The sequence below is a fragment of the Dermabacter sp. genome, assembly GCF_032550575.1.
Taxonomy (GTDB): domain Bacteria; phylum Actinomycetota; class Actinomycetes; order Actinomycetales; family Dermabacteraceae; genus Dermabacter; species Dermabacter hominis.
The window spans coordinates 43,395-66,035 of sequence record NZ_JAWFZC010000006.1; the positions used below are offsets into that span (position 1 = coordinate 43,395).

Below are 22,641 nucleotides of genomic sequence, written 5' to 3' on the forward strand. Positions count from 1 at the left end.
TGCTCAGCTAGCGTCGGACACGTTCCCTTCTCCCGTTTCCACCGCACGTTCGGGGTTGCGAGACCACTCAGAGTATGAGCCTGCGTAGAGGTAGACGTGGGCGAATCCGGCGTAGTCCATCGCGAGCGTGTTGAACGCCGCGCTCACTCCCGAGCCGCAGTAGTTGAAGGTGATTCGTTCGGTCGTGGCTCCCACTGCTTCAAATGCGGCGCGAACATCGGCGCGTGGGCGCAGGGTGCCGTCAGATTCCAGTAGCGAGGTAAACGGCACGTTTTTCGCGGTCGGGATGTGCCCGGGTCGCGGGTCGAGGATTTCGGATTCGCCGCGATAGCGTTCGGGTGGGCGTGCATCGATGAGGAGCGCGCTTTTCGTGGGGATCGCGTGTTGGACTTCGTCCTCGCTCACGAGCCGCACGTATGGCTGCCACGGAAAGTCGCTCGGCTCACGCTGCACGTCTCCGCTTTCGAGCGCATCCTCACCGGCTGCCCGCACGTAGGCCTCGAGGCCTCCGTCGAGGACGGCGGCGTTCACGCCCACGAAGCGCAGCATGAGCGCGAGGCGCGCGGCGCCCATGGGGTCGCCTGCCCCGTAGCAGATGACCGTGTCCTCGAAGTTGATGCCGAGGCTGCCGAGCTTTTCGGAGAGTTCGTCGTCGTCGGGGAAGGGGTGCCGCCCGCGTTGTGGTGCGCCGGCACCGGTGAGGTCGAGTTCGAGATCCACGAAGATGGCACCGGGGATGTGGGCCTCGAGGTAGTGCTCGCGCAGCGAGCCTTGGGCGACGCTCCACCGAACGTCGGCGATCACCAGGTCGCCGGTGCCGGGTTCGAGGCTCCCAATGCCGTCGCTTCCCCTTCCGGGTGCGCGGCCTCCCGTACGCTCGAGGAGGGCGGCTGCGCTCACGAATGGGGGAAGGTCGTGCCAGTCAATGTCGCTCATGCTCCCAGCGTAGTGCGGGCGAGGGCGCGGGCTTTCAGGGCGGTGTCGATCACGTGGGCCACTGCGGCGTCCGTGTTGGCGGGGGCGATCGCGTCGGCGTGGGCGAGCACGTCGGGGTGGGCGTTGCGCACGGCAATTCCGACGCCTGCCGCGCTCAGCATCGGCAAATCGTTCGGCATGTCGCCCACGGCCCAAATCTGCGCGTGAGCGATGTCGCGCGTGCGGCAGGCGTGGTCGAGAGCTGCGGCTTTCGAGATGCCGAGGGGGCTGAGCTCGGCAAGGCCGTCGGATGTGGAGATGTGTAGTTCCGCGAGGCCCTCGATGCGGGCGCGCACTTCCCGATAGAAGTCCTCCGCCGAAAGGACGCTCGATACCGCGAGGATCTTGCCCGCGCCGCACGAGATTTCGCGCAGCGGGGTGAAGCTGGCGTCGGAATCGTGGTCCCTCTCCCCCGCTGCCGGCGCTGAGGGAAACTTCCGTTCGCGCACGAACCCGGTCGCCGTTTCGGCAGAGAGGGCGAGGCCGGGGATCGGGGCGAGCTTGCGGGCGAGAAGGCGGACCTCGTCTTTTGAAAAACCGCGGTCCTCGAGGATCTCCCCCGTCGCGGCGTCAAGAATGTAGGCGCCATTGGCGGCGTAGATCGCGCCGGCGCTGAGGCCGCGAAACCGCGCAAGCCACCGTGGCGGCCGGGCCGTGACGAGGCAAAAGTCGAGTCCTGAGGCGTGAGCGCGTGCGATCGCTGTGAGGTTGCGGCCGGGAATGTTTCCTTCGTCGTCCACGAATGTGCCGTCGATGTCGGCGGCGATGAGGGCGGGGGCGGGCTGCGCAAGAGGGAGCATTGCCTCATCGTAGTGCCCGTACACTCGAGGCATGCCCCGAGTTCTCCATACCGCCCAGGCGCTCGTTGACGTCATGATCGAGGTGCCCGCGCTTCCAAGCACGGGCTCCAACGTGAATGCGGTTGGCGTCCCGAGATCCTATGCAGGCGGCGCCGTGACCATTTCTCTCGCTGCAGCCCGCGTGGGCGCGACGGCCGTGCACGGTGGAGCCCACGGAGAGGGGCCGAACGGCGATCTCATTCGCGCGGTGCTGCGCGAGAACGGGATTGGCCTGTCGAGCCCCGTGGTCGAGGGAAAAGATACGGGCAGCTGCTACGTGTTCGTGGAGCCGTCCGCTGAACGCACGTTCGTGACGTGCTACGGCGCTGAACGTGACATCACCGCTGAGTCTCTTGCTCTGCTTGAGCCGCGCCTGGGCGACCTCGTGTGCGTGAGCGGCTACAGCTTTTTTGAGCCCACGCGCGACCCGCTTCTCGCGTTCCTCGACGCCCTCACACCGGGCGTCCTCCTGGTTCTCGACCCTGGCGCACCGTTTGCCTCGTTCCCGCGCGACCTTCGCGACCGGGTTCTCGCGCGCACTGACGTGTGGACATCGAATGCGGATGAGGCTCGCGAGATCACGGGGATCGACGACGTCGCGGGGACCCTGCCCGCCCTCGGCCGGCTCCTCGGCACGGGCGCGGTCGTGATCGTGAGGGATGGGTCCGACGGTTGCTATCTTTTCGAGCGCGGCCACCTCGACTACGTGCCCGGGTACCCGCAAAAAGCGGTCGATACGAATGGCGCCGGCGACACCCACACGGGGATTGTGCTCGGCGAGCGGGCGCTTGGCCTGTCCTGGCTCGATGCTGCGCGCCGCGCCAATGCCGGAGCCGCCCTCAAGGTGACGCGCAAGGGACCGATCACGGCCCCCACGCGCGAGGAGGTTGACGCGTTTCTCGCAACGAATCCCGCGACGTCCCTTGAGGCACGCTGAGGGCTTCACGCTATCCTGGTATCGCACGTCACAATCACGCCCCCCGTTTAAGGATCTTTCGTGAACTCTGCGCACACCGAGCAGTCCGCTCCCGCGACCTTGTTCGACTTCACGGTCGAAGGCGCAAACGGCGAACCGCGCGACCTCGCCGAGTTCGCCGGCAAGGTGACGCTCGTTGTGAATACCGCGAGTGAATGCGGGTTCACGCCCCAGTACGAAGGTCTCCAGGAGCTTCAGGACCGCTTCGAGGAACAGGGATTCAGCGTTCTCGCATTCCCCTGCAACCAGTTCGGCAACCAGGAGCCCGGTTCAATGGACGAAATCATCGACTTTTGCGAGACGCGCTTTCGCACAAGCTTTCCCGTGTTTGCGAAGGTCGAGGTGAACGGTAGGGGTGCTGATCCCCTCTTCACGTGGCTCGAAGACCAGCGTGGCGGCATGCTCGGCGGCCGCATCGCGTGGAACTTCACGAAGTTCCTCGTGGGCCGGGACGGACACGTCATCCGTCGCTTTGCGCCGCCCATCCCTCCCGCACGCATCGCCACATCTATCACCAAGGCCCTCGCGGCCTAACAACTCCCACCCATTCAGAAAGGACTCTCATGGAAGCCCTTCTCGGCCTTGGCGTCAGCGCCATCGTCGTCATCGTCATCATCCTCGTGGTGCTCGCTCTGCTGTTCGGCGGTCTGCGTTCCTCGATCCTCTTTACCGTGAAGACGCAGGAAAACGTCATCGTGGAGCGTTTCGGTAAGTTCCTGCGCGTCGCGAAGCCTGGTCTCAACACAAAGATTCCCTTCATGGACACGCTCACGAAGCCGATCTCGCTGCGCATTCGCCAGCTCGAGGTCAATATCGAGTCGAAAACGAAAGACAACGTTTTCGTGACGGTCCCCGTAGCCGTGCAGTACGTGATCCGCGAGGAATCGGTCCAGGACGCCTACTACCGCCTCTCAAACCCCGAAGCGCAGATCCGCAGCTACGTGTTTGACACGGTGCGTTCAGCACTGTCGGGCCTCGATCTTGACGCGGCGTTTGAGTCGAAGGACGACATTGCTCGCAGTGTCGAGGCGACCCTTTCGACTCGCATGCAGGAATTTGGTTTCCACATCGTCAACACGCTCGTTCAGGACATCTCTCCGGATCAGCGCGTGCGCGACTCGATGAACTCGATCAACGCCGCGCAGCGCGACCGCGTCGCCGCGCAGTCGCTCGCCGAAGCCGACAAGATCAAGCGCGTCACGCAGGCTGAGGCGGAGGCCGAATCCAAGCGCCTGCAGGGTGAAGGCGTTGCCGCGCAGCGCCGCGCGATCGCGATGGGTATCGCTGAGCAGTACGAAATGCTCAAGCAGGTTGGCATCGAGAACACTGCCGAGCAGCTTCTGCTCATGACCCAGTACTTCGACACGATGCAGGACGTCGCCCGCAACGGTCGCTCGAACGTGCTGTTCCTCCCCTCGAATCCCGCCTCCGTGGGGGCGATGGGCGAAGAGATCCGCTCGGCGCTTCTCCAGGCGCAGGTTGCCAACGACACGATCAACGGCGATTCCACTCCCGTGGCGCCCGCGGTGCCCGTTGACGGCGATGGCAATTCGCAAGAGAACATCGAGCGTCTTCGCAACGAGGCGAAGGAGCGCGCCCGCCGCGCAAGGGAAGAAGCGCGCCGCAGGGCTGAGGAAGCCGCGAGCAGCACTCGCGAGCACATGGGCGATGCCGGCCCGGACTTCTAAGCGCTCCTCAATCCGTTAAAAAACGGCGGACCCGGATCATTCCGGGCCCGCCGTTTTTGACGTGTGCAGCACCTCGCTTTAGCGCTTCGGCAGCAGTTCCTTGTTGAGGGCATCCTTCTCGCCGGACTCGAGCGCAAGGCTCATCGCCATCGCCGAATCCGCAACGGATGCGGGCCTCGAAGCGCCGGGAATCGGCAGCACATGGTCGCCGAGTGACATCTCCCAGGCGAGAACGACCTGCTGGGGGCTCACACCGCGTGCGCGAGCGATCTCGGCGATCACGGGGAAGCGCTCACCCACCTCGAAGGCTCCCCCGCCTGTGCCGCCTAGCGGAGACCACGGCACGAACGTAATGCCGTGCTCGCCGCACAACTGCAGCTCGTCCCAGCTCGTGTGGTTGAAGCGCGGCGAAAACTCGTTTTGCACGACCGCGAGGTTGCCCTCACCGAGCACGTCGAGGGCAATCTCAATCTCCTCGACGCTCGCGTTCGAAATGCCGATATTCTTCACGTGCCCCTCGTCCTTGAGCTCGGCGAGGGTCTCGATCGCCTCCGAGTACAGGCGCGTGCGGTCGGGGCGGTGCAAGTAGTACAGGTCGATAGCGTCGACTCGAAGATTCTTTTTCGAGCGCACCACCGCGGTGCGGAAGTGGCCGACGGAACTGTCGCGGCCCCACTTCTCACCTTCGGCGCGCGTGATGCCACCCTTGGTCGCAACCGTGATGCCCGCCCGGTCAAAGTCCGGATGCGCCTCGGCGTAGGCCTCGAGGGCGTCGGCCACCTGCCGCTCGTTATGGCCGACCTTGTTCCATGCGGGCGCGTAGATGTCAGCGGTGTCGACGAGGGTGATGCCCGCATCGAGAGCAGCGGCAACCGTGGCGCGCGCGTTCTCGGTATCGTCGGCTTTCTCCTCGAACGAGAGCGGCATGGCGCCAAGACCAAGCGGCGTCACGGTGAGGCGTCCAATGGACCGCAAAGGGTAGGCGAATGACGGAATGCGTGAGTGTTCTGCTGTGGACATGTCCCCAGCCTAGCGACCGTGCGCCTCGGCCAAACGGACGAGCGCCTCTTCTAGCACTCGCGTAGGCGTACCGAGGTTGAGGCGCTCGAAACCGGGCGCGCCGAAGTTTCGCCCATGCTCAAAGAACACGTGCGCTTCACGGTCGTGAAGGCGCGTGAGCTCACGTTCGTCGAGCCCAAGCGGGCGAAAATCGATCCACTGCAGGAACGTTCCCTCGAGCGGCGCGATCGCCACCTCCGGAAATCGCTCAGCGAAGAACTCCCTGCTCACCTTGTCATTGCGGGCGATCAGTTCGAGCAGCCCCTCAAGCCACGCACTCGCCTCCGTGTAGGCGATCTCGACCGCGCGATACCCGAGGCAGTTTGCAAAGTGGAAGCCCCACGCCTCGAGTTCGCGCTCGTAGGCGGCGCGCAGCTCGGCATTTTCGATCATCGCCCAGCTCGTTTGCACGCCAGCAAGATTGAAACTCTTGGACGCTGATGACAGCGTGATCGTCCGCGACGTCGCATCCTCGCTCACGGCTGCGAAGGGAATGTGCTCGAACCCCTCGTGCACGACATCCGCGTGAATCTCATCGGCAATGACCGTCACGTCATTGGCACGAGCAAGATGCGCGATCTCCTCGAGCTCTGTGTGCGTCCACACGCGGCCGGTCGGGTTGTGCGGCGAGCACAGGATGAGCACTGTGACGTCTTCGTTCTCAAGGGCATCGGCCAGAGCGGCAAAATCGATTCGGTATCGCCCACCCTCGCCGTCGAGGGGCACCGCCACGAGGCGCCGCCCCGTCTTCTCGATCGCATCGACCATGGGAGGGTAGGCGGGCGTCAAGAGAGCGACGCCGTCGCCGGCCTTACTCGCTGCACGGACACCGGCGAACAACCCCGTGACTACCCCCGGCATCATCGAAATCCAGCGCGTATCGATCGCCCAGCGGTGACGCACGGCTTGCCACATTTGAATCGCCGAGAACAGCGCAGGCGTCGGACCCGTGTACCCCAGGACCGCACCCTCGAGGTGCTCGCGCAGCCCCCGCGTAATCTCCGGGGCGGGCAGAAAATCGAGATCCGCCGTCGACAGTGGCGCGATCCCCGCGGGGACGTCTCCCCCACGTTCACGCATAAGCTCCCATTTCACGGACCCCGTCCCCGAGCGGTCCACGAGCGTTTCAAAGTCATAGGCGGGCGGGCGGGTCACTGTGCGTACCTCTCTTACGTCATCGTCGGATGGGAAGCACTCTCAATCGTAGCCGCGCCTCCTCACGGTTCGGGGATCTACGATAGATGCCATGCAGCCTTCCCCCCTGATCTCCTTCGTTGTGCCGTGCTACAACTCAGCGCAGTACATGCGCCGGGCCATCGACTCGATCCTCTTCGACAGGGACGAACCCCGCGAGCGCATCCAGATCATCCTCGTCAATGACGGCTCGACGGACGAGACCGAACGCATCGCGCGGCAGTACGAGGAGTGCCACCCCGGCATCGTTCACGTCGTGAGCCAGCCGAACGGGGGTCACGGCGCGGCCGTCATGGCTGGAGTCCATGCGGCGGATGGCACCTACCTCAAGGTCCTCGATTCCGATGACCGACTCGACACCCACGCCTTGAGCGAGCTGCTCCACACGGTCGAGTCGTTCCCGCCCGACAACCTCCCCGACCTCGTCCTCACCGACTACGTGTACGACAATCACGCGCTCAAAAAGAACCGTCGGATCGGATACCGGCGCACCGTGCCCGCCCGGCGAACACTCACGTGGGACCAGGTGTCGCGCCCCAGAATGGGCAGCTACTTCCTCATGCACGCGATCCTCTACAAGCGCAGTGTGGTCATCGAATCAGGGCTTGAGCTTCCCCGCCACACGTTCTATGTCGACAACCTTTACGCGTCGATTCCCCTTCGCCACACCCGCACCCTCTACTACCTTCCGGTTCCGCTGTACTACTACTTCATTGGCCGCGACGACCAGAGCGTCAACGAAAAAGTCATGATCTCGCGCCTCGACCAGCAACTTCGCGTCAACAGAATCATGATCGATGAACTGCGCGTCGAGGACATATCCTCACGCTCGCTGCGTCGCTACCTCCTGCACTACCTCACGATCATCACGAGCATCTCCCTCACGTTCGCGGTGCTCGCAAAAACACCGGAGGCAAAAGCGCAAGGTCGCGACCTCCTCGCGTATCTCAAATCGCATAACTATCCCGCGTACCGAGCCTACCGCCGCACACCCATGAGCATGGGACTCAGCGCACGTGGGCCCGGCGCGCACAGGTTTATCCGCACCACTTACGGGGTCATTCGCAAGCGGTTTGGGTTCAATTAGGTCCGACGGTTGCCGGGCTACCGTCGGAAAGCTTTTCGCACGCACCGAACCACGCACCCGGGTTGAGGGGGCTCCCGCTTCAGCAGCATCCTGCCGCCCCGACGCTTTCGCTTAGAAGAAGTTCACGAGAAGCACGAAGGCGAGGGTTCCCGCGGCGACGCTCACGAGGGTGCGGCGCCCACCGAAAAGGTGCACGGCGATCGTGACAGCTGACGCGATGAGCAGGTGGATGATGCTTCCGGGCTCTTCGGCAAAGGTGCTCTTGAACGTCGCGAGCGCAAGGATCACAAGGATGCCCGCGGGCATCCACACGGCCATGACGCGCACGAACTGGGATTTGCGCAGCGGTTCGAGGATCGCGAACGGGAGCGCGCGCAGCGTGAAGGTAACGGCGAAGGCTATGAGGAGAACCGAGGCGAGGTACCAGAAGGGGATGTCAAGCTGCATCGTCGCTCTCCATCTCTGCCGGCAGGGGTCTCGTGAGGCGCACGGCGATCGTGTAGCGAGCCGCGAGGGTTGCAACGAAGCCGATCATCGCGGCGAAGATCGGCTGGCTCGGGAGCAAAAGGAGCGCGAGGCCGAAGGCGGCAGCACCGAGGAGAAGCGACGGGATTTCCTGTTTCGTGCGGCACGCATCGAGCGTGAGCGTGATGAACAGGGCGCACAGCGCGAAACTCAAGCCGCGGATCTGGAAGGGAATGAAGCTCGAGAGGAGCACGCCCATGAGGCCGCCACCCACCCAGCAGATCTGGAGCACGGCCCCTGCCGAGATCACGCGCGGCTGAGTCCATCCCTTCGGGTTCGCGACCGTGACCGCGAAGATTTCGTCGGTGAGCGAATACATCGCGTAGAACTTCAAAAACGGGTTCTTCACGACCTTGAGCGGGAAGTTGAACGCGTAGAACACGTGGCGGAAGTTCACGAAGAACGATGCCGCGGCGATCGTCACGAGCGGCGTGAGCGACGTGATGAGTGTGATGAGCAAAAGCTCGAGCGAGCCCGCGTACGCGAAGAACGAGAGGGCGGGTGCCATCCACCACGGGAGTCCGGACTGCACAACGAGAAGTCCAAAAGCGATGCCGATCGGGATCATGCCGAGACCCGCCGGGAGAATCAGCAGGGCTCCCTGCGCGATTTCGTGGCGCACCGAATAGGGAGGCTCATGCGCGCTAGGCTGCGCCGCAACGCTCATGCGTGCTTCCCTCTCACTCACATCTGTTCCAAATCCCGCGGCGAGCGGGCGAACTCAATCTTCGCACGCCCACCCCACCGCGGGGAACAATTAAAGCCGCTGACCTGTGTATACATTGCAGTGAGGGTGAGCTCGTTGACCCTTTACGCGGATAAAGGGTCGCATACGGTGAGGCCCAAGTCCTGGGCAAAAGCGAGCATTTGCCTGTCGTGACTCACTACGGTGACCGCACTGCCCAACTGGAGGGCAGTCGCAAGATGAACGGCATCAAGCGAACGAACGTTCTGCGGTAACGCCTCAGCGATCGAGAGCACTGCGTCAGTAATCGGCGCGACGTCAACATAGCGGAGAAGCAATTCTCGCTCCTGTACCGGCCGTCCCTGACGCCGCAACACCCGGGTTAACTGGTGTAGGTGACGCCCATATGTCTCACAATCTCTAGAACCGTGAACGGAAGTGTCTCACGGGCGAAAGTTTAGCGTTTTGAGACACATTGAGGGGGTCACGGCGCCCCAGTCGCAAAAAGTACACAAAACGAGACACCATAGACAAGCTAGAAAGTTTGCAAGTTTGCTAGATAACCAGCAAACAAGCTGAAAGCCAAAAAGATTTTCTGTCTGCGCTGACGGCATCTCGCCGCCTTGCCGCAAGAGCGGGCACAACTAGGAGACCACCATGGCTCACCTATACCCCATCAGGGCATACACAACGCCTTCTCCTAGAGTCGCGAACTCCGCGCCTACTTACTTTGATAGTCGATCCTAGGATCGTAAATTCGCTCAGCCGTATTTTGATTTTGCTCATCTTCAGACTCAGAGGACAAGTGTTCCTTGGCCGCCCGAAGTTTTTCCCTGATCGCCTGCCTATTGGTGATTCCAATAGCAACGACCGTTGCTGCTGCAACGCCCACGGCACCCGCCGCAAGTAGCGGACCGGCGCCAGCTGATCCCTTAGGAGCCCCTCTTGAGGCGGGCTTGGCCAGAGCTACAAGTTGGCCCGTCACACTATCTCGCAACCCGCCCGAGGAAAGCTCCAGATTCTTGAAGGGGATGTCTGCCCCCTTTTCCAAAACAACTTCGGCGGTGTATCGGATCACCTTCCCCAGCGCATCATCATTCGCCATATAAAACTCCCTCAAGTCCAATCGATTGCTCGCATCTGCAGCCTCCGTAGTGCTGCGCTAAACATTGAGAACACTGCCGTGTTCAGTGATCGTCACTTTTAACTCCATCGCATGAGCAGGCCAGCCAACCAATCATCTGTGGCCCGTGCCCACACTCGGGGCACGGGCCAGGTGTCGGCTCAACCCACACGTTGCCACACTTGATGAGCTTCATGCCGTCATGTCGGCGTAGCGCTCGAAGAGGATCGTGAGGCGTTCCTCGTTGGAGTGGAGTGGCTTCTTCGCGCCGAAGGCTTTGTCGACGACGCGGTCGAGCGCAGCGTGGGCCTTGAGGAGCGCGGGGCTCATCGCGAGGGGGTTGTAGTGCTCGGCAAGAGAGCGCTCGGGGTGGAGCTCACGCGCAGCGATCACGCCCTTGCCAGCCTCGATGATTTTCTCGCGCAGTTCCTGTTCGACGGCGGGAAGAGGAAGGTTGTTCCACACGATGGTGTTCGAGAAGCGTAAGCGGGATTCGAGTGCACCGCCCACCGCACGCTGCCACGTAATGAACATCGATGACGAAATCACGCCGAAGAGGAAACCATCTGGATCCTCGGCAGTAAACAGCTGATCACCTGCTATTACTGTTTCAGGAAGGTGCTGGACCGTGTAAAAAGCGCGTGTTTCTGACACAACGCGGGGAATTCCCACGTAGGGAACAAGCGGGCGGTGTTTGTTTCCCCTGAACACGTGGGGGGTATCGCGAAGCTTGTACGCGTCACCGCCCGTCGATTGTTGTGACCGCCAAGCACGGCAGGCTTCGACTCGGGCCTTGAGAACCGGTGAACGTCCGAGATCGCTTGGGTCAAAGTTGCTGTCGGCCATCCACAGACACCAGCGGTCAAGCCCACGGACGACCTCGCGGCCCATGCGGAAGGGCCGCAAGTACCTCGCCGCGATGGGGTCCGCGGCGATCTCGGAATATTCATCCGCTTCGACGATCAGATTTCCCCCGTCGGCAGGCATGGTTCCAAAGCTCACCCTCGATAGCATCGGGCTAAGGGCTTTCGTTCGCTTGCGCACGAGGAGATTAGGTCCATCGATGAGGTAAGCGTTGACTCCCTTCGCGGGCACCTGCGTCGGCTCGCCCTTGACCTCGTTGTAGGTGAACAATTGGGGAGCGCTTCGCTCGTGCTTGTCATAGCCCGTGATCACGCAGTGCACGGCTGCGGCACCGGGTGCCTCGCTAGTCCACGAAAACGTCTGGTGGGCGAAGCGGATGCGCCAGCCGGCGTCGAAAAGAGGGCCAAAGAGCGGCGCGACACCCTGGCCCTGCGCGATCGAGTTCGTGGACACGAACGCAAAGCGGCCTCCTGTCACGGGCCGGAAGAAATCGCTCGCTTTCTTGAACCAGGCAGTGACGTAGTCCAAGGTACCGTCGTGGAGCTCGCCCCACACATCCTTGAGTTCCTGACGCTGCTCCTTTGCTTTCGCTTGGTGCCCAATAAACGGCGGATTGCCCACGATGAGCGTGTCAGGACCCGCGTGCACAAGCCCGCGCCAGTCGAGACGCAAGGCGTTACCCACGGTGATCTGCGCGGAATCCTGAAGTGGAAGCATCGGGTATGCGTAGCCAAGTGCGAGACTTAGTGCCTGGTTTGCTTGGTGCTCCACGAAAAACATTGCGGTCTTGGCGATGGTTGCTGGCCACTCTTCAATTTCGATGCCATGGAACTGACTAAGTTTCACATGGACGAGGCTCGCTGCATCGAGGGAGAGTTGTCGGCGCTCGGGGTAAAGTTCCTGTAGGCGCTGATGGATGCGTAATTCCAGCGCTCGGAGTTCGCGGTAGGCGATGATGAGGAAGTTGCCGCACCCACAGGCAGGGTCGTAGACCGTATCAAGTTGGATACAGGGGCTTGTGGTACTCGGATGACGCAGATGGTGCGAAACTAGCTCGCCGATAGGGAATACGTGCCGTGGCGCTGGTCATTGAGTGGTCTGCTCGGACGGTGTGGATCCGCGATCTGGTGCGATCGGGAGGTGGAGTCCGGCGATGTGAACCCCGACAGGCAAGGCTGAGAGTGAGGCGCTAAAAGGTGGGGCGAGCGCCAAAAGGTAGTGCCGGTTGCGGCTTGCTATTAGCAATGAACAGAGCGTGTAGGTACTTGACGCAAAGACAGGATCCGCAGCCATGCACTACTCCGATCTGGTGACAGTCCACGCCCGCCTGACGTACCGGCTGACCAGCTTCCTCCTCGAAAATCCCGCCGCCGGGGACAGCGTCGAGTGGTTGGCCGCATTCCGCGCCCAACGTCACGCAGCCATCGTCTTCACGATCACCGAGTGGGAGCTGTACTGGCTGGGTGCGCGCGTGGATCCGCGAACATTAGAAAAGGATGTAATACTGGCAAGCACAGTTGCGCATCCCCTATTCGAATGAACAAGGAGTCAAGAATGAAGTTATATTCTATTTACAGTAAACTGCTTAACTCAGATGCTTACATAGAGCTGATGAATAGCGATAGAACGGAGATACAATCTTATTTCTTATATGACGAAGGCGAACTAACTACGAAACCTAAATTTAGAGGACAGGAAGGTTTCAGTACCAAGAATATTAAACTTACTGATAAATATGACAGCATAGATAGTCTGTTGGTTTTTTCTGCTGATTTTTATGAAAAAATGAGTCTTCTACTCGAAGACGAGATGCAGTTTTCTGAAGCAGAGCTAATGATAGGTGATGAGATCATCAATTGTTATATTGGGAAAATAACCAACATTCAAAGCATTTTAAACGAAGAGAAATCAGAGTATGATGAGTGGCTAGGGGATGAAGATGAGCCTTTTGTAGAAACGCCAGTATTTATGAAGGAGATTCGCAATACTGTTTATTGCGTTAGAAACACATCCAGACAACATATCGTAGCATTTACAGAGTTGTTTAAACAACAGGTAGAAAATGAAGGTTTAAAAATTGAGTTTCAAGAGGTTAAACAATAATTTATTCGACTCTCTGATTTAACAGGACCTAATCAAGGCCATAAGGGACATTAAACCTAATGAAGTGCAGCACATGCGCGATGAATAACTAACGACGTGATCGGTGCCGCACAGAATCCTTCAAAGACTTCTTGACGACGAACGAAGACGCTGCAGGAGTGGAAATCCGTCTTGCCGGTGGGGTCACACATCGAGTTCCAATTCAGAATTGAGCCAACCACGGACACAATGCCCATGATCAAAGTCGCCCACTCTCAGTGGGCCTGTAAAGAAGCTGTAATCTGCCCGCTGTTCATGGTAGGTTCGCCCCTCTCCTTATCCCTGCATCTCTGCACCAATGGGGCCTTTTCCGGTGTCCCATCTACCGTGACCATATGACCCCAGAACGCATCAGCTTCCCCACTGTCACCAACGCGATCATTATGATGACCCAGTGTGGCAGCGCAGAGGTGCTCCCGGGCGAAGGCGGCCCAACGGGAGATCGCTTTGATGCCTTCGTTGAAGCGTGGGACTCGACCGCCACATGCTTGGTGCGCTGACCGGGCACGCCATTTGACAATGGCTTAAAGCTACTTAAAACCCATATCATCCAATAAAGGTATTCCTATAAATAGGGGGCTTAGACTCTGTATTTCAATTATGCAATAAGTCAATTGGCGCAACACCTGAATCATTTTTCTTGCTTTTATCCGCACCTCTTGCAAGCAAAAGTTTTGCCGTTGAACTATTCTCATCTGGAGAGTTCATCGCTGCACGCCAAAGCGGTGTATTACCCCAAGCATCCACTGGATCAATCTCAGCACCGTTATCAAGTAGCAACTCAGCCATATCGCAGTAATCATGAATAGCCGCTATGTGCAAAGCGGTCATACCTTGATTGTCGGCGGCAGACAGCTCATAGTTCTGCTCAATTAAATATGACACCAGGCTAAGATTATTTTTAGCAACAGCTGATGACAAAAGAGTTCTGCCATCTCTACCTACTGCATCAATACCATTTTTCTTTATAAATGCATCTAAAGCCGGCTTATTATCTGAATTAGTAATAAGCTGAATCATTTGTTCGTCAATAGTTGTCATAAAAAATCTAACTTTTCTATTTAGTGCTGACTTGGAAAACGATGATTATTCTTCACCTGCTCGTCAGCGGCAGACCGGCTCATGACACGGGTTTCACCCCCATGCCTTAGCTTTGGACTCCCACACTACTTCCTGACCTAGGTTCATCAACAGTTGTGGGGTACCGAGGTGATCGCACACATAATGATAAAGTTTCGATGCTGCTGGAATTTCTTGTGCTAACTCGGCCTGCCACTTCCGTGAGCCGAGTAGTTCCGCTTGTGCATCACTGCTATTAATGTATTGTGCCAAGGGCACAAATTGACCATCTTTGTAGAGATACTACACATTCAAGGCCATGGCCGGTGCGTTCTGCAAGTCACGTCCCGGATTGGCCGCATGTTTGCCCAGCTGCTGACCGCTTCGCTCTTCTGAAACAATGGTTAAACCTTCCCAATCATCGTCTATGACCACGTGATCCGTCTGCAAATCTATTCCGAACACGGAGTCACGCAGTTCATCGCACGAGGCACTATGGGGCGCTGTCGATTTAAGTAGATGTTCGACAGCGGGCAAAATGAATGCTCCTGAACCAATGAAGGTTTCGTACACGCGCCCCTCGGTCGGTTCCAGAATCTCCGCGAGGGTGCGCACCAAAGAACGAGGAGTGTAGAACTCCCCTCCCCGCTTGCCCTCAGCAGAGGCGCCCTCCGCCTGCATTTCGGCTTCAAGCTCTAGGCGGCGGGCGTCATCAAAAGCATCAGTCACATACTTGAGGAAGACAAGGCCCAAGACGATGTCCTTGTACTGGGAATCATCCATGGAGCCGCGCAGCTTGTCCGCAGCCTTCCACAGAGTGTCCTCAAATTCCTTCACGGGAGTGGCAACCATTCTTGGGAGTCTACTTCTCAGACTGCGGCTCACCGCTTCGGCGCTACAAAGGCGTATAAACCCGGCCGTCAAGTTGCGCAATCCGCCACCAATTCCCGGGTTTACCTGCCGTTCACCGACGGTCGCTGACCAGTTCACCATGGGCGGCTAACGTGATTTCAAAAGATACTTCCTTAACCTTAGCGTCAGGTTCCTGCAGTTCCACCAGCGAAAGCGGTGGAACTGCACCGAAGATAAAGGACGTCGCTGTGACAACCTCACCAGAAGCACCGAATACTTCGAAAACTCCGATGGCTCGCAGGCTTCTCAAGAAGGTCCCGCCTCAGATCCGAATTATCTTCGTCGTCCTCGGATTACTCCTGATCTTCGGGCTGTTCTCCCTAGGGATGCAACTGTTCATGCTCCTGGTCGTAGTGATGTCGGAAGTGCCGTGGGTCGCATCAGGGATTCTCCTCGGGATCTTCCTCATACTGCTCCTCCCAAGCAAGGGGTGGACCGTGTTCGGTACCCTCCTGTTCATAGTCGGGGCCATCGTCAGCGCGATCGCGGACGTCCCTGGCAACCCGATCTACAACGCGCCGTTTGAGGCACTGTTCCTCAACGAGGGCGAATACCTCTCCGCTAGCGTCATCATCGAGCACCCCACCCAAGGCGAAACAGCCGTCACCCCCGACAACATCATCGTGGATGCAGAGGGCAACGAGCTCCGCGACATCAACGACTTCCTCACGTTCCTCTACCGCCTGGTTCTGTATTCCGTCATCTACGGCGTACTCATCACGCTGCGCGGCTTCCTCGCGAAAATGAAAACCACATCCACGAGCGCCTCCCCTCGCAAGAAAGGGAACGACGAGGCTCACCTCAAGACGCCTTAGGCACGTCGGCGGCGCATCACCATCAACAACGCCATACCCGCCACAACAGTCACGGCCGCCAACGCGGCTGGCACAACCTCAGCCCCCGTGCGGGCCAACGCTCCCCCAGCCTCCGATGCGGTGCCTGCGTTATCGGTTCCACCAGCGTCCGATGGGGTGCTTGCGTTATCGGTGCCGTCAGCGTTGTCGGTGGCGTCCGGTTGCGCTGGGTCGGCTGGCTGCCTGCTGGGGTTTTGTGTTTGCGCTGGTCAGGTCCACGTCGTTAGTGCCATGAGGGCCACCATTGTCGTGGCTGTCATATCTCTTGTGGGATTTTTGTGGGATTCTGGCCCCCATGGTTTTTCTTGAGGATGCTGACACCTACCCCGTCGTCGATCAGGAGCGTGTGCCGGCAGAGGAGTGCGGAATTCTCGGGGCGGCGCAGCAGGCGCCGCGGGAACTGCGCATCGAGCACTCGACGATCCAGCTCGAACACCCCGGGCAAGTCGAGCACGAAGCGGTGTGCGGGGATCAGTAGAAGGCCACCTCGGCGCCCCCGTACTCCACGACGGTGTAACCCTCGGTCTCGGTGGCGGCGAACTGCAGGCCCCGACCGTGCTCACGATCCTCCGCCAGCCAGAAGGACACCCCGAAGCGCCAGCGTTCCAGGGGTTCGGACAGCACGCACACGCTGGTCAGCTCAGGTACCTCACCGTCCGGAAATTCCTCCCGGATCCGCTCCCGTGCTACCGCCAACCACTCCGGTGCCTCTTCGAGAGCCTCAGCGATGCGCGCCGTCATCTCCGGTGACAGGGGAACGTAAGCCGCATCGAGGTCATCGGAGAGGATGAGGCGGACCTGCCACTCGCCCGGAATCTCGACGAGCGTCTCGAAATCGTGGAACTCGTAGTTCATGGTGTCTAGTGACCGCGGATGGCGGTGTCCTCCATCATCTCGACGTCATACTGCGAGATCTCGGCGGCCGGGGGCGGTGCGCAGGTCGCCGTGGAGGTCCTCGCACTCCAAGACGGCGTCCGCGTCCACAGGCTCCCGCAACCGGTTGCTTCGGGATCCCCGAAGGTGGCATTGACTTGTCATGGGGTGATCTTTGGGGCCACAAATCCGTCAATGAGCGGCCCCGACCAGGAGCCCACATTCCAGACACTTTCCTCGATGAATTGGAAGAAAATGGATGTAAGGCTCTCGTTGAAGGCCGCGATTGGTCCTGTGAGCGCACTCGCCATGATAGGGCTTCCCTTGTGATGAAAACGGTTTGCCGTACTTGTGTTTACAAGAATATAACCGCTCAGAGATTAGGTGGCTGCCCTTAAAGCGCAAGATTTCTCGAGCGATTGTCATGGGCGGTTACCCCTGGAGAGCCTTTTCCGTTTTGTGTTTTGTCTGGCTCGCTATTCTGGCGGGCAAGATCGAAGCCGTCCCCATGAGAGGGCAATGACAACAGCACGTGAATAGCCTCCTCGCTAGTTGAACCAGTCAGGCAGCTAAATCGCAGTTCGCGCGCGTTTGTATCCCTCGTGCTATGAAAGTTTCGAGGATGTTGAGGTCACCTAGTTTCTTGAGCAACGCTTCCAGCGCTTTCTTGCTGTCGTACGCCTTGGCGAAAGACTCTTCGAGGTCATCGAGAAACAGTGGGCGAATTGCTTTGAGGATGTTCTCTTCTGTTGTGTAGTGGGCGCCAAATTCGCGGCGCGCACGTTTATCTTTGACCGCCTGGAAGAGCGACCCGAAAATAGCAGGAGAGATTTCGGCCCAGTTGAAATAGGTGGCTTTGAGGAGTAGCTTTCGCGACTGCTCCGTAAAGGCGGGAGTTTCGGTTGCTTCACCGAAGACGCTGCCATTGACGTATGGGAATGCTTGGATGAGTTCGTCATCCTGGCTTGGCCGCTCCTCCCTAGGCTGATTGAGTGCTTGGTAGAGGTCTGCGAGTTTTTCGCCAAGATCACTGCCGTCTTCGTTGGTGCGTTCCTCGATATACCTGGTGAAGAGGTCGCGCTGCCAGAGGTCAGAGTCGTCGGCGTAGAGGCAAAAGAGAGTGCGCACGAGAAACATGGAAGCGTGGTGTTCGTCGAAGCCGGTCGAATCAAGGTGCACATACAGTTCCGCCATGAGCTTCGCAGCGGCAACGGCTGATTCGGCCGCCTCGTAGTCGAACGCTTCGCGCATGCGCGTGAGAATTTCTGGCAGTGTGGGGTCTTCATCGAAGCCAATCCGAATGACCTCAAGTTGGCTCTCGAGGTGGGAGTCGGGCTGGCCAATGGCATGCGTGTGGGCGATGAGTTTTGCGTGTGTGCCGCCTGTTTCGGCGCGGCGGGGCCACCGCCACTCTTGGTGGGTGTCGTTTCCGAAGATGACGAGGCGTTCGTGGCTTTCTCGTGAGAGTTCTTGGTCGATAAGGCGCTGGATACGGCGCGGGGGAAGCTCATTGCAGTACCAGACGCGCAAGCCACTAAACCCGGCAACTTGCGTGAGGGTGTAGGTGTTGTCCTCTATTGAGAGTGTTACGGGTGGCAGTGTGGGGTTTTCCCACCCGAGGTGTTCGATGAAGAGGCGGCGAAAATCGTTGCGATCTACAAGGTTAAGAAGTGTGTGCGTCATTGCGTGATTCCCATGGTGGAGACGATGCGGATGGCATCAGAGGCGGTTCCGGATTCAAATACAAGTTCGTTGTCGCGGTGTAGTGAAACGACTCGGGCGGCGAGGGAGTTGTCGTCGACGCCTTGGCGGATTGCTTGGCGTAGGCGGCGCTCTGCCTCGCGGGTTAGTGGGTGTTGATAAAGGGATTCGAGTGCCGCCTGGGTGTCGCGGTCGAAGGTGGAGAAGTTCAGTGTTGCTCCGAGCCGGTTCCATACAGTCTTACGGACTCCACGTAGTCGTCCAGCGATGGCGGCCGGGGTGGAGAGGTCTTTTCGCACGAGGGTTGTAACGAGGTGTTCGTGATCTTCTCGTGGGTCGAGGCCTGGCTCTTCAGGTGAGGCTTCGAACAGGGCGAGTGTCTCGTGTCCAGTGAGAACTTTAGTAGTTCCGCTGGGGTCAATGAATCCGAACCCGTCGATGCCGCTGGCGGTGCGCACGAAGCACGTCAGGCCTTCACTACTGTCACTGATTCGCTTGCGTCGTGTGGCATCAATGAGATCCGGTAGCGCTGCGATTCGCTGCGCTTCTGCCGGGTCGCGCTGCTCGAGAGCATGCCAGTACTCATATGCCAGCGATGATGCATCCACGTCTTCCGTGCTCTCTTCATCATCGAGCGATCCGTTGTAGAGGTCGTTGAGCATTCGGGTTTCGTTTTCAGAGCCGAAAAAGTTTTCGTCTGAACCGAAGACGGCTGCGTTACGCGAGAGTCGTTGAGCGATTCGTTGACGTAGGGAGATGACGTTTTCGATGCTCTCGTGGAATATGGAGTAGATCAGAACTTCGGGCGAGATTTGCCCGATGCGGTCGACGCGGCCAGCGCGTTGAATGAGTCGGATGATCGCCCAGGGCAGGTCATAGTTGACAACAATATGGGCGTCTTGCAGGTTCTGGCCCTCCGAGAGAACGTCGGTGGCGATAAGGATGCGGGTTTCGTCCTCGGGCGCAACGACGGGATCGGCACCGGGCAGTGCGTTGGATCGGGGTGAGAATCTTTCTGCCATTCGTGTCGGGTCATCGGTCGCCCCGGTCACAGCTGCCACAGCGCCTACTCCTGCCTGGGCCAGCTGGGCTCCGAGATAGTCGGCGGTGTCCTTGTATTCCGTGAACACCAAGACTTTCTCATTCGGGTGTTTCACGCTCACTAATTCAATGAGGGCGGCAAGTTTCGAGTCCCTGTTCGGATCCCATACGCCTACCTTTGTCAGTAGTGCACGTAGGGCCTCCGTGTCTGCCCGCAGATCTGTCGCGAACTGGGCATTGAAATGAGAGGCGGGCACCCACGTAATGTCACGTGGAGCGTTAGCTTTGAGTACCTGGTATCGAGTAGCTGCGTCGGCTGCCGTTAGGTCGAGACCGCTTTCGAGGGTGTCTTCGTCGCTAAGCATGTCAAGGTCATTGATGGTGCCAGCCGGCACGTCAAGATCGTTCTCGAGCGCGTACACAAACAGTTCGTTGCGGGCGAGATGGCGGGTGAGGGACAGCAGGAATGCGTGCCCGCCAGAAGAGAGCCGCTTATAGAGCATGGTTTTTACGAAGCCAGCAACGTGTCCGCGGCCGCGATCAACGCCTTCTGCCCAGTCTTTGAAGAGTGGGTCTTTTCGAGCACGGTGGTTGAGGTACGAGCTGAGGTTGTAGCGAGGCAGACTTAGGTTCTCGATTACGGCGAGAGTGTCATCGTCAGCCAAAATCGTGGCCGGGTCGTCTTCGCCAAAGTCGTGCCGCAGCGGGATCGCCTTACGCGTAGGGAACGTGAACGATTCACCATTGGGGAACTCCACGTATTCTCGTCCGCTGTCGTCTTTCCGCGAGTAGTTTTGGCGGATGAAGGATCTGGTGCGGCGAACGAGGTTTTCGCTCATCAGGCGTTTCCAGTCGTCAGGATCTTCTGACTTACGGAATGCAGCAAGCGTGGTGACCTTCCCATCGACTTGATCCACAAGCTTGCTGTCTGCGGCAATAGCGTTCGTGGGAGCAATCGAAAGATCGTCATCCTCGTCAATCCACAGTGCCAACTGGTTCGCTACATCGGAGAACTCGATGTTGTATGGCGTTGCCGTCAAAGCAAGAACCTTCGACTCATTGCGACGAATGTAGTCAGACAAAGCGGTGTAGTCGCGGCGTTGGTTATTGCGCAGTGTGTGGGACTCATCCACGATGACAAACAGATAGCGGCGTAGGTCAGGGAGTATCTTGTGCGCCATCGAGTAGGGAACGACCGCGCCATGAAGACCGTAGGCTTCGAAGTGCTCTTCCCACATCCGAACGAGGTTCTTCGGGCACACCACAAGCGGCATATATCCGTGCTCATCACGCAGCATCAGCGCAACCGCGATTGCCGTTAAAGTCTTACCTAAGCCCACAACATCGCCGAGCATTGTTCCGCCGCGCGTGACAACTCTTCGAGCCAACGTTCGCACAGCCGTCGTCTGATAATCCAGGAGCTTGTTCGAAATCTCTGGAGGAATGGAATACTCCCCCAAGCCTTCACGCACGTCTCGTGAAAGCTCGTAGCAAACCTTCATAAAAACGTCATACGGTGGTCGGGGATTCGGAGTTGCCCATGATTCATCGAGCAACGCAAGAAGATCCTCGCTCACCTCACGGGAGAACGGATCATTCCATCGATCCTCGAACCACTTAGCTAAATCATGGGCGCTCGTATGGTCGAAAACGTCCACGTTCAGCTCGAGATTCGACATGAGCCCGGGCCACGTCAAGTTCGATGAGCCAACGAAACCGCCAATGGACGTGTTTACGGACTGCCGATGAAAGATATAGGCCTTGCCGTGAAGAGGCCTGCGGGTGAATACCTTGACCTGGATCGCACCTTGCGCCAGCAAGGATCGAAGAGACTGCAAGGTTACGCGATCAGTCGAAGTAGGAAGACCCCGCATCAGCTGTACACGTAGCTGCTCGAGCAATGCTGCCCTGCGCGCTTGAGAGGCCGCTCGATCCGCGTCTAGTCGATCTTTCCCGTCGACCATTGACTGAAGGGACTCCAGCGCCTCCTCCTGCGGTCCGCCCGTCACCATGCCGATCAAGATTCGCGCAACTGGAAGAGTCTTCGACTGCGCCATTTGCTCCACGATCCCGTTGAAAACAGACCAACCGCGCAGGTTGAAGTAGCCCACGGCTACATCCATTCGATCGCTCTCTCGCAGGGTTTTTTGCAGGTGAGGTCCTAGCTGGTGATCGATGTTGTCGAAAATCCGTCCCATGCAAACAATTATGCCGAAGGGTGCTGTTGCAAAGTTGGGGCAGTAGGAAAAGCGACGTGAAAAAATCCCAGCCATGGGTATCTTCTCCGGTCGTCATTTCCCCCGTAACATCATTCTGTGGGCAGTGCGGTGGTACTGCCGCTACGGGGTGAGCTACCGCGATCTGGAGGAAATGATGACCGAGCGGGCCGTGCCGGTCGATCACACCACGATTTACCGCTGGGCCCAGAAATACGCTCCTGAGCTGGACTAGCAAGCACGGTGGTACCGACAGGTACCTGACTGGCAGTCCAGTTCCTGGCGGGTGGATGAGACCTATATCCGGGTCGGCGGCAGGTGATGCTACCTCTATCGGGCGATCACCGCCGGTGGCCAGACCCTGGACTTTCTCCTCTCTCCGAAGCGGAATGTGGCCGCCGCGAAGCGTTTCCTGGCCAAGGCCCTCAGATCCAATGCGTCAGCCGGGTATCCCAGAGTGATCAACACCGATAAAGCACCCTCCCTAGCCAGGGCAGTCGCCGAGTTGAAGTCAGTGGGAATCTGCCCGCCAACAGTGGAACACCGGCAGGTGAAATACCTCAACAACATCCTGGAAGGCGACCACGGTCGGCTGAAGCGGATCCTCGGGCCGAAAGGCGCGTTTAAGAACCGGACATCTGCATATCGAACGTTGAAAGGGATGGAGGCGATGCGCTCATTGCGGAAAGGGCAAGGCGCGATGTTTGCCTACGGGCAACCGAACCCGGACGCGGTGATCGTCAACCGGGTCTTCGAGACGGCCTAACAACGCCCACACGCAGCGGCCATCAGGGAATGAGAAACTGAGTCTTCGCTGCTCTCCGCCCA

At 59.0% G+C, this 22,641-nt stretch carries 24 protein-coding genes and 1 pseudogene; 10 read left to right on the forward strand and 15 right to left on the reverse strand.

Translation table 11 applies throughout. From position 1 onward, the window contains the following. Positions 1-3 precede the first annotated feature (3 nt). The gene (locus E6X30_RS08060; RefSeq protein ID WP_316336002.1) at positions 4-936 is read right to left on the reverse strand and encodes a sulfurtransferase; all 933 of its coding nucleotides are present in this window, start codon (positions 934-936) and stop codon (positions 4-6) included. Beyond that, complete coding sequence (locus tag E6X30_RS08065; protein ID WP_316336003.1) at positions 933-1,808, reverse strand: HAD family hydrolase; 876 nt, start codon at positions 1,806-1,808, stop codon at positions 933-935. Before E6X30_RS08065 ends, E6X30_RS08060 begins: the two co-directional genes overlap by 4 nt. Here E6X30_RS08065 and E6X30_RS08070 point away from each other — a divergent pair. From E6X30_RS08070 to E6X30_RS08080, 3 genes are read left to right on the forward strand one after another with little or no spacing between them, the layout of a single operon-like run. Beyond that, positions 1,807-2,751: a PfkB family carbohydrate kinase gene (locus E6X30_RS08070; protein ID WP_316336004.1), complete on the forward strand. Its 945-nt coding sequence runs from the start codon at positions 1,807-1,809 to the stop codon at positions 2,749-2,751. The genes E6X30_RS08065 and E6X30_RS08070 overlap by 2 nt on opposite strands. Positions 2,752-2,811: 60 nt before the next feature. Continuing rightward, positions 2,812-3,324, forward strand: coding sequence for a glutathione peroxidase (locus E6X30_RS08075; RefSeq protein WP_316336005.1), 513 nt, complete (start codon positions 2,812-2,814; stop codon positions 3,322-3,324). Positions 3,325-3,353: 29 nt separating this feature from the next. Continuing rightward, positions 3,354-4,478 carry an SPFH domain-containing protein gene (locus tag E6X30_RS08080; protein WP_034371086.1) on the forward strand — a complete coding sequence of 375 codons (1,125 nt, stop codon included), beginning with the start codon at positions 3,354-3,356 and terminating at the stop codon, positions 4,476-4,478. Between the two features lie 78 nt (positions 4,479-4,556). Here E6X30_RS08080 and E6X30_RS08085 read toward each other — a convergent pair whose 3' ends face one another. Next, entirely contained in the window at positions 4,557-5,498 is a 942-nt protein-coding gene (locus E6X30_RS08085; RefSeq protein WP_070457473.1) for an aldo/keto reductase, read from the reverse strand. Positions 5,499-5,507: 9 nt separating this feature from the next. After that, positions 5,508-6,692, reverse strand: a complete 1,185-nt coding sequence (locus E6X30_RS08090) for a MalY/PatB family protein (RefSeq protein WP_070435726.1) — start codon at positions 6,690-6,692, stop codon at positions 5,508-5,510. A gap of 91 nt (positions 6,693-6,783) precedes the next feature. Here E6X30_RS08090 and E6X30_RS08095 point away from each other — a divergent pair, with 91 nt between their 5' ends. Beyond that, on the forward strand, positions 6,784-7,818 hold the full coding sequence (locus tag E6X30_RS08095) for a glycosyltransferase family 2 protein (protein WP_316336006.1): 1,035 nt from the start codon (positions 6,784-6,786) through the stop codon (positions 7,816-7,818). A gap of 111 nt (positions 7,819-7,929) precedes the next feature. On the opposite strand, the gene E6X30_RS08100 is transcribed toward E6X30_RS08095, so the two are convergent. From E6X30_RS08100 to E6X30_RS08115, 5 genes are all read right to left on the reverse strand, one after another. Beyond that, entirely contained in the window at positions 7,930-8,265 is a 336-nt protein-coding gene (locus E6X30_RS08100) for a branched-chain amino acid transporter permease (protein ID WP_016663405.1), read from the reverse strand. Beyond that, entirely contained in the window at positions 8,255-9,010 is a 756-nt protein-coding gene (locus E6X30_RS08105; RefSeq protein WP_016663406.1) for an AzlC family ABC transporter permease, read from the reverse strand. Before E6X30_RS08105 ends, E6X30_RS08100 begins: the two co-directional genes overlap by 11 nt. A gap of 143 nt (positions 9,011-9,153) precedes the next feature. Next, positions 9,154-9,405 carry a PIN domain-containing protein gene (locus E6X30_RS10360; protein ID WP_084813907.1) on the reverse strand — a complete coding sequence of 84 codons (252 nt, stop codon included), beginning with the start codon at positions 9,403-9,405 and terminating at the stop codon, positions 9,154-9,156. Between the two features lie 344 nt (positions 9,406-9,749). Beyond that, positions 9,750-10,133: a hypothetical protein gene (locus E6X30_RS08110; RefSeq protein WP_016663408.1), complete on the reverse strand. Its 384-nt coding sequence runs from the start codon at positions 10,131-10,133 to the stop codon at positions 9,750-9,752. A 210-nt stretch (positions 10,134-10,343) separates the two neighbouring features. Beyond that, the gene (locus E6X30_RS08115; RefSeq protein ID WP_316336016.1) at positions 10,344-12,077 is read right to left on the reverse strand and encodes a DNA methyltransferase; all 1,734 of its coding nucleotides are present in this window, start codon (positions 12,075-12,077) and stop codon (positions 10,344-10,346) included. 229 nt (positions 12,078-12,306) lie between these two features. Here E6X30_RS08115 and E6X30_RS08120 point away from each other — a divergent pair, with 229 nt between their 5' ends. The 3 genes from E6X30_RS08120 (at position 12,307) to E6X30_RS08130 (ending at position 13,657) form a co-directional block, all read left to right on the forward strand. Further along, positions 12,307-12,555, forward strand: coding sequence for a hypothetical protein (locus E6X30_RS08120; RefSeq protein WP_016663410.1), 249 nt, complete (start codon positions 12,307-12,309; stop codon positions 12,553-12,555). Positions 12,556-12,569: 14 nt separating this feature from the next. After that, positions 12,570-13,118 carry a hypothetical protein gene (locus E6X30_RS08125; protein ID WP_016663411.1) on the forward strand — a complete coding sequence of 183 codons (549 nt, stop codon included), beginning with the start codon at positions 12,570-12,572 and terminating at the stop codon, positions 13,116-13,118. Between the two features lie 374 nt (positions 13,119-13,492). Further along, a complete protein-coding gene (locus E6X30_RS08130) occupies positions 13,493-13,657 on the forward strand; it encodes a hypothetical protein (protein ID WP_016663412.1) in 165 nt (54 codons plus the stop codon). Positions 13,658-13,751: 94 nt separating this feature from the next. On the opposite strand, the gene E6X30_RS08135 is transcribed toward E6X30_RS08130, so the two are convergent. The 3 genes from E6X30_RS08135 to E6X30_RS08140 all read right to left on the reverse strand — a co-directional run bounded on the left by E6X30_RS08135 (position 13,752) and on the right by E6X30_RS08140 (position 15,068). Next, positions 13,752-14,198, reverse strand: coding sequence for an ankyrin repeat domain-containing protein (locus E6X30_RS08135; RefSeq protein WP_084813908.1), 447 nt, complete (start codon positions 14,196-14,198; stop codon positions 13,752-13,754). Positions 14,199-14,291: 93 nt separating this feature from the next. Then, positions 14,292-14,495, reverse strand: a complete 204-nt coding sequence (locus E6X30_RS10365) for an RHS domain-containing protein (protein WP_084813909.1) — start codon at positions 14,493-14,495, stop codon at positions 14,292-14,294. A 24-nt stretch (positions 14,496-14,519) separates the two neighbouring features. After that, a complete protein-coding gene (locus E6X30_RS08140; RefSeq protein WP_316336008.1) occupies positions 14,520-15,068 on the reverse strand; it encodes a type I restriction-modification system subunit M N-terminal domain-containing protein in 549 nt (182 codons plus the stop codon). A 290-nt stretch (positions 15,069-15,358) separates the two neighbouring features. Here E6X30_RS08140 and E6X30_RS08145 point away from each other — a divergent pair, with 290 nt between their 5' ends. Both E6X30_RS08145 and E6X30_RS08150 read left to right on the forward strand, forming a co-directional pair. Continuing rightward, complete coding sequence (locus E6X30_RS08145; RefSeq protein ID WP_070487434.1) at positions 15,359-15,943, forward strand: hypothetical protein; 585 nt, start codon at positions 15,359-15,361, stop codon at positions 15,941-15,943. Between the two features lie 334 nt (positions 15,944-16,277). After that, complete coding sequence (locus tag E6X30_RS08150) at positions 16,278-16,460, forward strand: hypothetical protein (protein WP_016663415.1); 183 nt, start codon at positions 16,278-16,280, stop codon at positions 16,458-16,460. Here E6X30_RS08150 and E6X30_RS08155 read toward each other — a convergent pair. From E6X30_RS08155 to E6X30_RS08165, 3 genes are all read right to left on the reverse strand, one after another. Next, complete coding sequence (locus E6X30_RS08155) at positions 16,454-16,837, reverse strand: hypothetical protein (protein WP_016663416.1); 384 nt, start codon at positions 16,835-16,837, stop codon at positions 16,454-16,456. The genes E6X30_RS08150 and E6X30_RS08155 overlap by 7 nt on opposite strands. 579 nt (positions 16,838-17,416) lie before the next feature. Further along, positions 17,417-18,538 carry a type IIL restriction-modification enzyme MmeI gene (locus E6X30_RS08160; protein WP_016663419.1) on the reverse strand — a complete coding sequence of 374 codons (1,122 nt, stop codon included), beginning with the start codon at positions 18,536-18,538 and terminating at the stop codon, positions 17,417-17,419. Then, positions 18,535-21,870, reverse strand: coding sequence for a helicase-related protein (locus E6X30_RS08165; RefSeq protein ID WP_232049679.1), 3,336 nt, complete (start codon positions 21,868-21,870; stop codon positions 18,535-18,537). The genes E6X30_RS08160 and E6X30_RS08165 overlap by 4 nt, the downstream gene beginning before the upstream one ends. On the opposite strand from E6X30_RS08165, the pseudogene E6X30_RS08170 reads away from it, so the two are divergent. Then, positions 21,869-22,579 (forward strand): annotated as a pseudogene (locus E6X30_RS08170) (IS6 family transposase). The gene E6X30_RS08165 and the pseudogene E6X30_RS08170 sit on opposite strands and share 2 nt — an antisense overlap. The last annotated feature ends 62 nt before the right edge of the window (positions 22,580-22,641 follow it).

What these genes read in the sequence shown, in the direction of transcription:
- E6X30_RS08060 (WP_316336002.1), bottom strand. Translation starts at nt 936, where the DNA reads ATGAGCGACATTGACTGGCACGACCTTCCCCCATTCGTGAGCGCAGCC.
- E6X30_RS08070 (WP_316336004.1), top strand. Translation starts at nt 1,807, where the DNA reads ATGCCCCGAGTTCTCCATACCGCCCAGGCGCTCGTTGACGTCATGATC.
- E6X30_RS08065 (WP_316336003.1), bottom strand. Translation starts at nt 1,808, where the DNA reads ATGCCTCGAGTGTACGGGCACTACGATGAGGCAATGCTCCCTCTTGCG.
- E6X30_RS08080 (WP_034371086.1), top strand. Translation starts at nt 3,354, where the DNA reads ATGGAAGCCCTTCTCGGCCTTGGCGTCAGCGCCATCGTCGTCATCGTC.
- E6X30_RS08085 (WP_070457473.1), bottom strand. Translation starts at nt 5,498, where the DNA reads ATGTCCACAGCAGAACACTCACGCATTCCGTCATTCGCCTACCCTTTG.
- E6X30_RS08095 (WP_316336006.1), top strand. Translation starts at nt 6,784, where the DNA reads ATGCAGCCTTCCCCCCTGATCTCCTTCGTTGTGCCGTGCTACAACTCA.
- E6X30_RS08100 (WP_016663405.1), bottom strand. Translation starts at nt 8,265, where the DNA reads ATGCAGCTTGACATCCCCTTCTGGTACCTCGCCTCGGTTCTCCTCATA.
- E6X30_RS08105 (WP_016663406.1), bottom strand. Translation starts at nt 9,010, where the DNA reads ATGAGCGTTGCGGCGCAGCCTAGCGCGCATGAGCCTCCCTATTCGGTG.
- E6X30_RS08110 (WP_016663408.1), bottom strand. Translation starts at nt 10,133, where the DNA reads ATGGCGAATGATGATGCGCTGGGGAAGGTGATCCGATACACCGCCGAA.
- E6X30_RS08120 (WP_016663410.1), top strand. Translation starts at nt 12,307, where the DNA reads ATGCACTACTCCGATCTGGTGACAGTCCACGCCCGCCTGACGTACCGG.
- E6X30_RS08125 (WP_016663411.1), top strand. Translation starts at nt 12,570, where the DNA reads ATGAAGTTATATTCTATTTACAGTAAACTGCTTAACTCAGATGCTTAC.
- E6X30_RS08130 (WP_016663412.1), top strand. Translation starts at nt 13,493, where the DNA reads ATGACCCCAGAACGCATCAGCTTCCCCACTGTCACCAACGCGATCATT.
- E6X30_RS08135 (WP_084813908.1), bottom strand. Translation starts at nt 14,198, where the DNA reads ATGACAACTATTGACGAACAAATGATTCAGCTTATTACTAATTCAGAT.
- E6X30_RS08140 (WP_316336008.1), bottom strand. Translation starts at nt 15,068, where the DNA reads ATGGTTGCCACTCCCGTGAAGGAATTTGAGGACACTCTGTGGAAGGCT.
- E6X30_RS08145 (WP_070487434.1), top strand. Translation starts at nt 15,359, where the DNA reads ATGGCTCGCAGGCTTCTCAAGAAGGTCCCGCCTCAGATCCGAATTATC.
- E6X30_RS08150 (WP_016663415.1), top strand. Translation starts at nt 16,278, where the DNA reads ATGGTTTTTCTTGAGGATGCTGACACCTACCCCGTCGTCGATCAGGAG.
- E6X30_RS08155 (WP_016663416.1), bottom strand. Translation starts at nt 16,837, where the DNA reads ATGAACTACGAGTTCCACGATTTCGAGACGCTCGTCGAGATTCCGGGC.
- E6X30_RS08160 (WP_016663419.1), bottom strand. Translation starts at nt 18,538, where the DNA reads ATGACGCACACACTTCTTAACCTTGTAGATCGCAACGATTTTCGCCGC.
- E6X30_RS08165 (WP_232049679.1), bottom strand. Translation starts at nt 21,870, where the DNA reads ATGGCTGGGATTTTTTCACGTCGCTTTTCCTACTGCCCCAACTTTGCA.